Annotated in this window: 11 protein-coding genes, 1 tRNA gene and 1 pseudogene; 7 read left to right on the plus strand and 6 right to left on the minus strand. The window is 55.0% G+C overall.

All coding sequences use genetic code 11. From position 1 onward, the window contains the following. The first annotated feature begins 8 nt into the window (after positions 1 to 8). Genes E3E37_RS06910 through E3E37_RS06925 form a run of 4 tightly spaced genes read left to right on the plus strand, consistent with a single transcriptional unit; the run spans position 9 to position 4,160 of the window. Positions 9 to 1,166, plus strand: a complete 1,158-nt coding sequence (locus E3E37_RS06910) for an RsmB/NOP family class I SAM-dependent RNA methyltransferase (RefSeq protein WP_167716016.1) — start codon at positions 9 to 11, stop codon at positions 1,164 to 1,166. A gap of 2 nt (positions 1,167 to 1,168) precedes the next feature. Further along, positions 1,169 to 2,227, plus strand: a complete 1,059-nt coding sequence (locus E3E37_RS06915; RefSeq protein ID WP_167716018.1) for a lysylphosphatidylglycerol synthase transmembrane domain-containing protein — start codon at positions 1,169 to 1,171, stop codon at positions 2,225 to 2,227. Positions 2,228 to 2,247: 20 nt separating this feature from the next. Further along, positions 2,248 to 3,327 carry a lysylphosphatidylglycerol synthase transmembrane domain-containing protein gene (locus tag E3E37_RS06920; RefSeq protein WP_167716020.1) on the plus strand — a complete coding sequence of 360 codons (1,080 nt, stop codon included), beginning with the start codon at positions 2,248 to 2,250 and terminating at the stop codon, positions 3,325 to 3,327. After that, positions 3,324 to 4,160 (plus strand): NAD(+) kinase, encoded by an 837-nt coding sequence (locus tag E3E37_RS06925; protein WP_088865487.1) that lies wholly within the window; start codon positions 3,324 to 3,326, stop codon positions 4,158 to 4,160. Before E3E37_RS06920 ends, E3E37_RS06925 begins: the two co-directional genes overlap by 4 nt. Here E3E37_RS06925 and E3E37_RS06930 read toward each other — a convergent pair. From E3E37_RS06930 to E3E37_RS06950, 5 genes are read right to left on the minus strand one after another with little or no spacing between them, the layout of a single operon-like run. Next, complete coding sequence (locus E3E37_RS06930) at positions 4,144 to 4,932, minus strand: DUF835 domain-containing protein (protein WP_088865488.1); 789 nt, start codon at positions 4,930 to 4,932, stop codon at positions 4,144 to 4,146. The two genes, E3E37_RS06925 and E3E37_RS06930, sit on opposite strands and share 17 nt — an antisense overlap. Continuing rightward, positions 4,923 to 5,900, minus strand: a complete 978-nt coding sequence (locus E3E37_RS06935; RefSeq protein ID WP_167716022.1) for a bifunctional N(6)-L-threonylcarbamoyladenine synthase/serine/threonine protein kinase — start codon at positions 5,898 to 5,900, stop codon at positions 4,923 to 4,925. The genes E3E37_RS06930 and E3E37_RS06935 overlap by 10 nt, the downstream gene beginning before the upstream one ends. Positions 5,901 to 5,939: 39 nt before the next feature. Beyond that, entirely contained in the window at positions 5,940 to 6,461 is a 522-nt protein-coding gene (locus E3E37_RS06940) for a flavin reductase family protein (RefSeq protein WP_088865490.1), read from the minus strand. Between the two features lie 47 nt (positions 6,462 to 6,508). Beyond that, the gene (locus E3E37_RS06945) at positions 6,509 to 7,825 is read right to left on the minus strand and encodes an acetate--CoA ligase family protein (protein ID WP_167716024.1); all 1,317 of its coding nucleotides are present in this window, start codon (positions 7,823 to 7,825) and stop codon (positions 6,509 to 6,511) included. Then, positions 7,826 to 9,025 (minus strand): hypothetical protein, encoded by a 1,200-nt coding sequence (locus E3E37_RS06950; protein WP_167716026.1) that lies wholly within the window; start codon positions 9,023 to 9,025, stop codon positions 7,826 to 7,828. It lies immediately after the preceding gene. A gap of 71 nt (positions 9,026 to 9,096) precedes the next feature. Between E3E37_RS06950 and coaD the strand changes: the two are divergent. The 3 genes and pseudogenes from coaD to E3E37_RS06965 form a co-directional block, all read left to right on the plus strand. Further along, positions 9,097 to 9,561, plus strand: a pseudogene (gene coaD / locus E3E37_RS06955) (phosphopantetheine adenylyltransferase); the annotation flags it as partial. 70 nt (positions 9,562 to 9,631) lie between these two features. Further along, the gene (tpiA, locus tag E3E37_RS06960) at positions 9,632 to 10,312 is read left to right on the plus strand and encodes a triose-phosphate isomerase (protein ID WP_167716375.1); all 681 of its coding nucleotides are present in this window, start codon (positions 9,632 to 9,634) and stop codon (positions 10,310 to 10,312) included. Positions 10,313 to 10,384: 72 nt separating this feature from the next. Next, a tRNA-Gln gene (locus tag E3E37_RS06965) sits at positions 10,385 to 10,460 on the plus strand. A gap of 687 nt (positions 10,461 to 11,147) precedes the next feature. On the opposite strand, the gene E3E37_RS06970 is transcribed toward E3E37_RS06965, so the two are convergent. Then, positions 11,148 to 11,834, minus strand: coding sequence for a hypothetical protein (locus E3E37_RS06970; RefSeq protein ID WP_167716378.1), 687 nt, complete (start codon positions 11,832 to 11,834; stop codon positions 11,148 to 11,150). Positions 11,835 to 11,878: the final 44 nt, after the last annotated feature.

An 11,878-nucleotide genomic window follows, 5' to 3' on the forward strand; every position in this document is an offset into this window, starting at 1 on the left:
GTGTCCCCATGGTCAGTGGCTACGAGGAGGCCTTCCCGGCGGAGCTGAGGGAGTACTACAGGAAGCTCTTTGGGGAAGAGGCCGGGGAGATAATGGCCTCGCTCAGAACGCCGGTGGAGAAGTACTACATCCGCGTTAACACCCTCAAGACGAGCCGGGAGAAGCTCATGCGAATCCTCCGGAGGGAGGGGCTAAAGCCGAAGAGAAGTCCCTATCTCAAGGAGGGAATATACTTCGAGCGCGAAGGCCCCAACTTTCCCGATGACCACGAGCCGGGCCTTCCCGTGGTGAGGGCCAACAAATTCGCGGCCGAGAGCGTCTACCAGGGGGCGATGCTCTACGCGCCAGGGGTTCTGCAGGCGGACAAGAAAATCAAGCCCGGCGACGAGGTCGAGATAAGGGACCCGAGGGGACTGCTCGTGGGGATAGGCATCGCCAGAATGAGCGTCAAGGAGATGGTAGTCTCGACTAGGGGCTTGGCAGTCGAGGTTACTCTTCCGAAGTTCAGGCTTCCGAGCCTCAGCGAGCTTGAGAGCTTTAAGGAGGGCCTCTTCTACGCCCAGAGCTTACCGTCAATGGTGGTCGCGCACGTTCTGGAGCCGAGCGAAGAGGAGCTGATAATCGACATGGCGGCCGCTCCCGGTGGAAAGACCAGCCACATAGCCCAGCTCATGCAGAACCGGGGCGAGATAATGGCCATCGACAAGTCGCGCAACAGGCTGAAAAAGATGGAAGGGGAGCTGGAGAGGCTTGGGGTTAAAAACGTCAAGCTGATACACATGGACTCCAGGAGGCTCCCCGAGCTGGGAATCGAGGCTGACAAGATACTGCTCGATGCCCCCTGCACCGCCCTGGGTATAAGGCCGAAGCTGTGGGAGAGCAGAACCCCGAGGGACATCGAGGCCACCGCCCGTTACCAGAGGCACTTCATAAACGCCGCCATAAAGTCCCTCCGAAGGGGCGGCGTTCTGGTTTATTCGACCTGCACGCTCAGCTACGAGGAGAATGAGGCCAACGTGAGGTACATGCTCGGCAAAGGTTTAAAGCTCGAAGAGCAGAGCCTATTCATAGGTTCGAGCGGTATGGGGATGGATGAGGTTCAGAGGTTCTACCCGAACAGGCATCTGACTCAGGGCTTCTTCATAGCCAAGCTCAGGAAGGTGTAGCGATGGACTGGAAGAAGTACTCCCTCCTCGGGCTTGGACTGGTCATAATAATCCTGCTCCTATGGTGGGCGGGGGTAGAGGACGTTATTGAAATACTCAAGACGGCCAGGCTGGACTACTTCTTCCTAGCGGTTCTGGCCTACATAGCCGCGGTCATAATGTGGGCCCTGCGCTGGCGTGTCCTGCTCAAGAGCCTCGGCATAAACGCCCCATTCAGAACGATAGTCGCGGGGCTCTTCGTGGGCGTTTTCATAAACAACGTAACGCCGGGGGCAAGGGGGGGCGGCGAGCCCGTCAGGATGTATTACATATCCAAGCACACGAAGCAACCCTACGGCCACGTCTTTGCAACGATAATGATGGACAGGATTATGGACGTCATCCCGGTCGTGGTGATGCTCCTCCTCGCCACGGTCTACGTCTACAACCTCGGCTCCTTCTCGCTTACCCTGACCCTGCTCCTCTTGGACATCTTCTTCGCCATAATAACCCTGGCCACCGTCGGGATACTCCTGAGCGAGAAGAAGACGAAGGGAATACTCTACTGGTTCTACCGCCTCTTCGGAAGAATAATGCCCAAGAAGGCCAAGAAGTACGAGGAGAAGTTCGTCCACGCGGTGGAGGTGAGCGTTCCGCAGTTCCAGGAGAACTTCAAAATTCTGATGAGGCACAAGGTGGCCTTCACGCTGTCCCTGATTTACTCCTTCGCCTTCTGGTTCCTCGTCCTGCTCCGCTCCTACTTCATCTTCATCAGCATAAACAGCCCGATAAGGCTCCTCGACGTCATGGTCGTCCAGATGATAGGCATCGTCGTCGGGATGTTTATGATAATCCCGGGCGGGGCGGGGGTAATAGAGGCCATAAACTCGGCCGTTTACGTTCTCCTGGGCATAGACAAGGAGATAGCGGTGACGGCGACGCTCCTTGAGAGGCTCATCTCCTACTGGGCTCCAACCGCCATAGGGGCAGGGATAATGACCCACTTCGGCATCAGGGTGAGCCAAGACAGGAGGCAGCTGGAAGGGGAGGACGACAAGGATATAAACAATAATCCCCAATAACGGGTTTGACGGTGCACATCATGGACTGGAAAAAAGGAGTTTTTTTCATCGGAGCGCTTATAGTCATAGGTGCCCTGATAAACTGGGCTGGAGCCCAAGGAATAGCTGAAATCCTCAGGGATTCGGACATCGAGTACTTCATCCTTGCCATTCTCGTTTACATCCTCACACTGGTCGCCTGGGCCCTACGCTGGAAGGTTCTCCTCAGGGGGCTCGGGATAAGGGCCCCGTTCAGGGCAGTTTTCTCGGCGATATTCGTTGGCATGTTCTTCAATAACATCAGTCCAGGCGCCAAGGGGCTGGGCGAGTTCATAAGGGTTTACTACCTCGCCAAGAGAGTGAAAAGCCCCTACGGACCGATGACGGCGAGCGTGATGATGGACAGGATTCTCGACCTGGTTCCTATCGCCGTGATGATGGTAATCGCAACCATCCACGTCTACCGGCTCGGCGAAATTGGTCTCACGATCCTTATAATAGTGCTCGACGCTGTTCTCATGGCGTTCTCAGCCCTCGTGATATGGCTACTCATGAGCGAGACCAAGGCCCCGGGAGCAGTCTGGTGGATATACCGGCTCTACCACAGGATATCCGCGGGAAGAGCCGAGAAGCGCAAGGATTCCTTCCAGAACATTGCCGATGTGACCATCCCAAGGCTCCAGTCGGACTTCAAGAACCTCTCAAAGGACAAGATAGCAACCATCGTGGCACTCTTCCACTCCTTCGTCTACTGGGGACTGACGATACTTCGCTATTACTTCGTCTTCCTGGCGATAAAATACCCGATAGTCCCGATGGACATAACCGTCGTTCTGGTAGTGTCGATGGTCGTGGGAATGTTTGCAATAGTGCCCGGTGGGGCTGGAATAATAGAGGCCGTCAACTCCGCGGTCTTTGTTGCCCTCGGGATAAACCCCGAGCATGCGGTTACGGGGGTTCTTCTTGAAAGGCTTATCTCCTACTGGGGCCCAACTGTCATAGGTTCCCTCGTGACCGCAGAGTCTGAGACCGAGGTTCCCAAGGAGGGACTTCCTCTCGCTGCCCCCGACGAGGAAACCCTAAAGAAGGAGATAAAAGATAAGGAGGAAAACGAACTATGAAGTTCGGGATAGTGGCCAGAAGGGACAAGAAAGCGGCTCTCAAGCTCGCCTACCGCGTCTACGATTTCCTCAAGGTTAGCGGATACGATGTGTGCGTGGACAGCGAGACCCACAGGCATCTGCCGGAGTTCCAGGAGGAGGACGTCTGTCCCCTCGAGGAATTTGACGTTGACTTCATAATTGTCATAGGCGGCGATGGAACGATACTAAGGGTGGAGCACAGAACCAGAAAGGACATACCCATCCTTGGAATCAACATGGGTACTCTCGGCTTCCTCACCGAGGTCGAGCCTCACGAGGCGTTCTTTGCCCTCAGCAAACTCCTCGAAGGGGACTATCACCTGGACGAGCGCATAAAGCTGAGGACGTACCTGAACGGCAGAAACATCGTTCCAGATGCCCTCAACGAGGTTGCGGTTCTGACCGGAATACCTGGCAAGATAATCCACCTCAAGTACTACATTGACGGGGGACTTGCCGACGAGATAAGGGCCGACGGACTTATAGTCTCGACACCGACAGGTTCAACAGGCTATGCCATGAGCGTTGGCGGGCCCTTCGTCGACCCTCGGCTGGACGTGATGGTTATTGCCCCGATAGCACCGATAGCCCTCAGCTCCCGGCCAATGATAGTGCCGTCCTACAGCGAGATAGAGATTAAGAACATAGCCCTGACCAGGGAGATAATCCTTGCCATAGATGGGCAGTTTTACACCTACTTAGAGCCTGGAACAAAGATAACAGTGAAGCTCTCCCCGAGGAGGGCCAAGTTCGTGAGGTTCACCCGAGAGGTGTACCCCAAGTACACGATGAAGATCAAGAGGAAGTTCTGAGGAGTTCCTTCAGATCCTTTATGGGGGCAAACTCCCTTTTCAGCATCATGAGCTCCCTATCCCCCACGGTCGACTTGCCCATAAGAAGGAGCACAGTCGAACCGGCCTCCACGGCGTAGTCCCTGAGCGTCGAGAGAAAGCGGAACACCGAATGGAAGTCGTTGTAGAGTATCAGAATCTCAAGACAGTCAATGATAACCAGCCTTCCACCGCCCTGGAAGAACTTCACTGCACTGTCCAGGATTACGTGGAGCTTCGTGGGACCGACGCCACTCTCACTTGCCTGGGTTATCCAGAGGGTCTGAACGCGCTCACAGAACTCCTTGTACTTCCAGGGGCTTCTGGTCACTATTAGGGCAGGAACCTCACATCTCCCAAGAAACTCAAAGACCTCATCGGGTTCACCGAGGTACAGAAAGCCTCCAGGTGGGAGGTTTCCACCATTTATCTCGCCGGACGGAAGGGGGAATATCCTCCGCTCGACACTTCGGATGTAGTTGATGAGGCCGTAGGTTATCCCAACTATAGAGAAGAAGTAGAGAGCTCCCTCCAGCGGTGTAACGGATTCTGGATTGACAGCAAAGTCATCAAACACATCAATAAGCCGCCCAATGGATGCCAACAGGAGGGAAAAAGCCGTAACAACCAGAAAACGGTTCAGAGGCTCTTCGTAGCGGTTGATCCGCCTGAGGGCATAGAATGCCGCATAGCCTATAACCAGCAGGAGGATAACGTCGGAGACAAAGACCAACGGAGGTACCCTCAGTCCCATACAACCTCCACCTCATCGGTTCTGAACTTCTGCTTGACAACTGTGTCATTGAGCGAGAAGCGCACCCCGCCGAGATACATTCTGAGCCCCGTGTAGGCTATCATCGCCCCGTTATCTCTGCACAGGTCATAGGGCGGGACGAAGAAGCTAACCCCCCTGTCCTCGGCCATTATCCTGAGCATCTCGCGGAGGCGATTGTTAGCCGCGACGCCACCGACGAGCACTACCTCATCCTTGCCCGTATGAGCCAGGGCCCTCTCGGTAACCTCAACCAGGGCCGCAAAAGCCGTCTCCTGGAAGGAGTAGGCCAGGTCCTTGACGCGGTATTTACCCGTCCTGTACTTTCTCACGGCCTCGGTGAGGATTCCGGAGAAGCTCAGGTCCATTCCCTTCACAGCGTAAGGGAGCTCGATGTAGCGCTCGCCCTTCAATGCGAGCCTCTCTATCCTCGGTCCTCCGGGGAAGCCTATGCCAAGCTCCCTAGCGAAGGTGTCTATCGCGTTGCCGATGCCTATGTCGAGGGTCTCGCCGAAGACGCGGTAGCGGCCGCCTTCCAAAGCCAGAACCTGCGTGTTGCCCCCGCTGACATACAGTCCAACGGGGTCTTTAATCCCGAACATCTTGGTTATCTCGACATGGGCTATGCAGTGGTTCACTCCTATTATGGGCTTCCCATATTTTATCGCCAGCGCCCTCGCGGCGGTCGCAACGACGCGAAGACAGGGCCCAAGCCCCGGTCCCTGGGAGAAGGCTATCACATCGACGTCCTCCATCGTTATTCCTGCCTCGTCGAGGGCCTTCCTAAGGAGGGGCTTGAGGAGTTTCGAATGATGTTCGGCGGCCTCCTTCGGGTGGATTCCGCCCTTCTCGGTGGTGAGAGTATGGAATACGTTGGCGAGAACCTTCTCCTCGGTAACTATGCCTACGCCGAGAGTGTGGGCCGTACCCTCTATGCCTAACGCTATCATCGTTGGACGCTCTGAAGTTGGATATAAAAAGGTTGCCGGCTACGAGCCAGGCCTGTACAACCGTTTCTCAAAGGTCACGAAGTCCGTCCACGAAGCATGGGCAAGGAATCCAGCCCCGATTCTGGGACTGTCCCCGCTGAAGGCGTCTTCCCGGTAAGAGCTGGCCACCACCTCTCCCACGAACCAGGTGTGGTCCCCGTAGGTTCTCTCGTCCACGACCCTGCACTCAATATTGGCGAGGGCACCTTTTATGCCCGGTGTCTCAACGGCCTTTGATGGTACGAACTCAATGGACGTCTTCCTCAGCTTTTCAGGGCCGTGTTTCGTGCCGACCACCCAGACATCGTTGAGCATGTCCAAGCCAGGAACGCTCACCACGAACTCGCGATGCTCCCTGATCAGCTTCCAGGTGTACCTCTCAGGCGCTATTGCCACACCCACCATGAAGGGCTTGGCCGAAACGATGGTAACCCAATCGGCGGCCATGACGTTAGTCCCCCTGCCCCTACCAGCCACCACAAGGTACGTCCTCATAGGATAGAGAAGCCTGTAGGGCTTCATGACACCACCAAAAATGAATCAGACTTCAGGTTATAAAAGTGTAGAGTTCAGCGCCTTGCGAGCCAGGCAATGGCTTTGGCCGCGCGCTCCGGTGTGGGGAAGTTCTTTATGCCGTGCTCCTCAAGGAGCTTTACACCTTCCCCGACCAGCTCGCCGGCCATGAAGTTGACCACAACAGGCTTGTTGCACTCGGCGTCGATAACGGCTTTGGCTATCTCCTCGCTCGGTATGAAAATCGGCGGTACACAGATGACGAGGATGGAATCGACGTTCTTGTCTTTGCAGGCAATCTCGATGGTTCTCTTGTAGCGCTCGTAGTCGGCGTCGGCTATGAGGTCTATCGGGTTCCTCACGGAGCACTGGGGCGGGAGGAAGGAGCGAAGCTCCTCGACGGTCTCATCGCTCAGCTCTGCAATCTGGAGGCCAAGCCTCTCAAGCTTGTCCGTTGCCAGAACGCCCGGTCCGCCGGAGTTGGTTATAACGGCCACCCGCTTTCCGGCCGTTGAATACATCTCGAAGGCCTTCGCAGCGTCGAAGAGTTCCTCCATCTCCTCGACCTCTATGGCTCCCGCCTGCTTGAAGGCCGCGCGGTAGATTTCATAGGAGCCGGCCAGAGAGCCGGTGTGGGAAGCGGCCGCCCTGGCACCGCCCGCGCTCTTCCCCGCCTTGAGGATTATCACCGGCTTTTTGGATGCAGCGTAGCGGAGGGCTTTGAGGAAGCGCCTCCCGTCCTTAACCCCCTCGATGTAAAGAGCGATGACCTTCGTGTTCTCATCGTCGGCGAAGTACTCCAGGAAGTCGCTCTCGTTTAAATCGGTGGCGTTTCCATAGGAAACGAAGGCAGAGAAGCCTATCCCCTCGTCGTTGCCCATAGCTAAAGCTGCCCCCCCAAAGGCCCCACTCTGGCTGATGAGAGCCAATCCCCCCAACTTGACCCGAACCTCGAAGGAGCCGAAGAACTTCCCGTGGACGCCGAAGATCCCGGCGCAGTTTGGACCTATCAGGCGAACGCCGTGCTTCCGGGCTTTCTCAACCAGCCTGCGTTCCAGCTCCTCGTTCCCAACCTCGGAGAAGCCGGCGCTTATCACCACAGCGCCCTTGATGAGGGGCCCAATCTCGTCGATGAGATCCGGCACTATCTTGGCCGGAACCACAATTATGGCGGTATCAACCGGCTCATCGAGCCTCTCACGGATCTGGAAGGTTCTCCCTGCGACCTCAACGGTTCCACCCTTCGGGTTGACAGGTACTATCCTCCCTTCAAAGCCACCCTCAACGATGTTCCTCAGGATTTCGTAGGCTATGGCCCCCTTCCTGAAAGAGCCGAACACCGCAACGCTGGATGGATAAAAGAAAAAATCCATTCACTCACCTCCGTTCTCCGCCTCCTTGAGGGATTCTTCTCCTTCAGATTCAGCGGGATGTTTCTCCTCGGATCCTTCAGGGCCAACCTCGGTTTCTTTTGTTTCCTCTCCGGCCTTCTTTCTTCTCATCAACATGAAGACCGCCATCACGACAAGAACGGCCGCGATTCCGTAGGCGTATAGCCTGTAGGTTGACTTCTTCTCAGTCACCGTAATTATGAGGGTGTAGTCAGGGGCAACAACGTAGCTACCACCCTGAACCGAGATGCTGTCAAAGGCACCGGGAAGCTTTACCATGGCCTTCCATATCCTCTCGGAGGACGTCTCCTTGTAGGCGACCTCTGGCCTGGCCACGCCTATAACCACCAAGGAGCCATTTTCCTGACGGGTATCGATGCTCATTATGTTCATCGTTGCCCTGAAGCTCTTGAGGAGTTGGCTGATTATTACACGGGTTGCGTTGGCTCCGGTGAAGGTTGCGTTGAACTGGACGTAGCCCTCGTGGGGATCGTACCGGAGGGATATCTCCTTTCTAGTGGCGTTGAGAAATCTCACATAGGAGTACAGCTGAGTGTAGAGCTCTATCAGGGGTATAAAGTCCCCGTTGTTCCACACGGCAACGTTCTCGCTCAGGTCATCGGGGACCGGTGCCAGATTGGCTATTTCATAATCCTTCGGAAGGATCAAAGTGAGCCTGTCCCAGGTGTAGTCAAAGACGTGTCCTCTGTATACGAAGTCCAGAGAACCGGCCACGGGACATCTAAGCTTTTTCCCGTCGCTGACCAAGAAGTTCGTAACCGCAAAAGTCACAACGGCAGACCAGTTATCGAGGACCTTAACCGGTCCCCCCGACGGGAGGTATATGGTGCTGCTTATGTTGGCCCCTTCGTACCTCCTTTCGAGGTTGTTCTTTATGTTGTCGTAGATAAGCTCCTTCACAAAGCTCTTAAACTCATCGTTGGCGGCTGTTGTGTTGTTGGAGGCCAGATAGTCAAAGTACGCCCTTTGGTGTGGATCCGTGAGAACAACGTATATCTTAAAAGTCCCAAGCCACGTTGAGGTGTTCTCTATGACCACGGGGGCAACTTTGATCGTCATGTCTATCTTGAAGACCGGCTGGGCGTTATTGGCAGCTCCGACCTCCCCAAGGAGAGGAGTGATGAGGATAACTATGAGCATAAGCGTCACGAATCGCCTCATTAAATCACCTCCACGGAAATCTTCCATCGGCGATAAAAAAGCTTATTGGTTCGGCCGCCTAAGTTCCCGCCATGGGGAAAAGATACCGGAAAGTGGTCGTCGGCGGAACCTTCGACAGGCTTCACCTCGGGCACAAGGCATTGCTTAGGAAGGCCTTCGAGGTGGGGGAGTACGTTTACGTCGGCCTCACCTCTGACGAGATGATAAGGGACAAGCCCTACGCGGATAAAATCCTCCCCTACGAGCTCCGACTCAGGGATCTGCTAAAGTTCTTCGAGGTTAACGGCTATTCCAACTACCGCGTTATCAAGATACAGACTGCGATAGGCTTCGCCGATAAGATGAAAAGCCTGGAGGCGATAGTAGTTAGCGAGGAGACCTACAAGGGGGCGCTCATAGTGAACCGCGCGCGGGAGGAGAACGGGCTAAGGCCGCTTGAGATAGTCACCATAGGCCTCGTGAAAAGTTCCCTTGGCCCCAAAATCAGCTCATCCCTCATACGGGCCGGCCTGATAGATCCATTCGGGAGGCCACTCTCCAGTGGAAACGGGACTCCTGAGGGAAAGGCGTTTAAGGAACAAAAACGTAACACCTACGGTGATACCAATGCCCAAGCTGAAGGAACCGATTATAGCGATAAACTTCAAGACCTACGCCCAGGCAACCGGTGAAGGGGCTTTAAGGATAGCCAAGGCGGCAGAGAAGGTGTGGAGGGAAACCGGTATAACCATCGTTGTTGCCCCGCAGCTGGCCGATCTCTATAGAATAGCCCAGGAGGTCGAGATCCCGGTCTTTGCCCAGCACATCGACCCGATAAAGCCCGGAAGCCACACCGGCCACGTTCTGCCGGAGGCCGTGAAGGAAGCCGGAGCGGTGGGAACGCTCCTCAACCACTCAGAGAACAGAATGGTTCTGGCGGATCTTGAGGCGGCCATAAGGCGCGCCGAGGAAGTCGGGCTTATGACGATGGTCTGCTCCAACAATCCAGCCGTTTCGGCGGCAGTTGCCGCCCTCGGCCCGGACTACGTGGCGGTGGAGCCGCCCGAGCTCATCGGGACAGGCATTCCCGTGAGCAAGGCCAAGCCGGAAGTCATAACCAACACAGTCGAGCTGGTCAAGAGGGTCAACCCGGACGTCAAGGTCTTAACAGGAGCAGGAATAAGCACCGGCGAGGACGTTAAGAAGGCGTTGGAGCTCGGAAGCGTTGGCGTTCTCCTTGCGAGCGGCGTGACGAAGGCAAAGGACCCGGAGAAGGCGATAAGGGATCTGGTGTCCCTGATAATCTGAGCCTTTTCCCACTTTTCTACCACAAACAAGGCTTAAGATTTATAAGCCCGTACCCGGCTCTTTCTATCGGGCAGCCCCGTGGTGTAGTGGCCAAGCATGCGGGACTTTGGATCCCGCGACCCGGGTTCGAATCCCGGCGGGGCTACCATAGAAACTTTTACCGAGCAAAAGTTTCATCAAAGTTGGTGATTCCTTTTAGATTCTCCTTTTAGCGTGACATTTCCCAAAAGTGCCCTCTGGTGACACAAACCTGTTAAAACTTGCTTTTAATCCAGGATTCACTCCAAACTGCGTCCTTCGGACGCTTAAAAAGAGAATCCTCTATCAAAGAGCACCATAAAAGTTGTTTAAGCTCTTAACGGGCCCTCTTTAATGAAATACCCATAAAAAATCCTTTTACAGGAATCACGAACTTTTCGCTAGCCTCCCCCAAGGCGGTTTGGTGAATCCTTTCGTAAGATTTTTGGGAGCTAACACTCCCGCACTCCCAAACAAACTTCACGCAGACGAAATTTAAGGATTGTCGAGACAAAGCTCTCACTATGGGGTTTGAGTTTGGCCAAAAGTTTGTAGCTCTTCGTAATGGACTACTTGGAGCTGATTTCCCAACTAACTTTGTAATCTACAACAGGAGAATAAAACTCCATTGCATGCCACCACGGGTTTGCACTCTTCCGACGCCCTTCGGGCGTCTTTACCGAGTTAAACCCCTTCAAAGGAAGCTCAACAAAAAGATTCTTCCCACAACTAAGACCAAATTAAGGGAAAACCACTTCCAAAGAAGCATTTAAAAAGAGCTACGAACTTTGATGAAACTTTGCAAAGGCAAAGTTTCCTAAAACGCGAACTCCTCCACGCTGAACTCCTCGATGACCCTCTCGAAGTCATTCTCTGGAGCGTAAGTGAACCCGCAGGAGGAACACTTCAGGACGCCGTTCTCCTCGTGGAGCGGGGAAAAGCAGACCGGACAGCGGTACTCCTCGCGGCTCAGCCTATCGTAAACCTCGTCCTTCATAACGAGCAGGTTCAGCTCGCTCTCCCAGTCCTCGTGGAGCATGCCCCAGTACGGAACCTCGGCCGGGTAAAAGTCCTCAAGGATGAGCGCTTTAATCCCGATGCCCCTTATTCCTGGCGGGAGCTTCCCGGCAGGCTCTATGCTCACCACGTACTGGTCGTAGAACTCGATGTGCTCTGCCCTAACCGTCAGTCCCCGCGAGAGCCTTGAGCGGAGGGGAATGAGCTGGAGGAACAGGCTTTCCCTTTCAACGTCCCAGCTCGCGCTTACCGAAACGCTCCCCTTCGTGAAGAACTGGGTAATATAGCGCTCATCCCTCTCTTCACCGGCCAGGCGAAAGCCCAGCTTACCAAAGGCCCTCCCGAGGAAGTTGGGCCTTGGGAGCTTTCCATAGTTTACCAGATACTCACCTACCCAGCCGGCCAGGGGCATGGAATAGCCGATGAACGCCTGCCTCTGGACGCGAAGGTAGGCCACGCTGGGGAGCAATTTGAACCTGGGGCTCATTCCCATCAAAGAAAGAGGGACGTAATGATATATATGATTAACGG

The sequence above is a fragment of the Thermococcus sp. ES12 genome (assembly GCF_012027515.1).
Lineage (GTDB): Archaea > Methanobacteriota_B > Thermococci > Thermococcales > Thermococcaceae > Thermococcus > Thermococcus barossii.

Coding starts and splice junctions, on each gene's coding strand:
- E3E37_RS06910 (WP_167716016.1), top strand. CDS start 9: ATGGTCAGTGGCTACGAGGAGGCCTTCCCGGCGGAGCTGAGGGAGTAC.
- E3E37_RS06970 (WP_167716378.1), bottom strand. CDS start 11,834: ATGAGCCCCAGGTTCAAATTGCTCCCCAGCGTGGCCTACCTTCGCGTC.
- E3E37_RS06930 (WP_088865488.1), bottom strand. CDS start 4,932: ATGGGACTGAGGGTACCTCCGTTGGTCTTTGTCTCCGACGTTATCCTC.
- E3E37_RS06915 (WP_167716018.1), top strand. CDS start 1,169: ATGGACTGGAAGAAGTACTCCCTCCTCGGGCTTGGACTGGTCATAATA.
- E3E37_RS06925 (WP_088865487.1), top strand. CDS start 3,324: ATGAAGTTCGGGATAGTGGCCAGAAGGGACAAGAAAGCGGCTCTCAAG.
- E3E37_RS06950 (WP_167716026.1), bottom strand. CDS start 9,025: ATGAGGCGATTCGTGACGCTTATGCTCATAGTTATCCTCATCACTCCT.
- E3E37_RS06945 (WP_167716024.1), bottom strand. CDS start 7,825: ATGGATTTTTTCTTTTATCCATCCAGCGTTGCGGTGTTCGGCTCTTTC.
- tpiA (WP_167716375.1), top strand. CDS start 9,632: ATGCCCAAGCTGAAGGAACCGATTATAGCGATAAACTTCAAGACCTAC.
- E3E37_RS06940 (WP_088865490.1), bottom strand. CDS start 6,461: ATGAAGCCCTACAGGCTTCTCTATCCTATGAGGACGTACCTTGTGGTG.
- E3E37_RS06935 (WP_167716022.1), bottom strand. CDS start 5,900: ATGATAGCGTTAGGCATAGAGGGTACGGCCCACACTCTCGGCGTAGGC.
- E3E37_RS06920 (WP_167716020.1), top strand. CDS start 2,248: ATGGACTGGAAAAAAGGAGTTTTTTTCATCGGAGCGCTTATAGTCATA.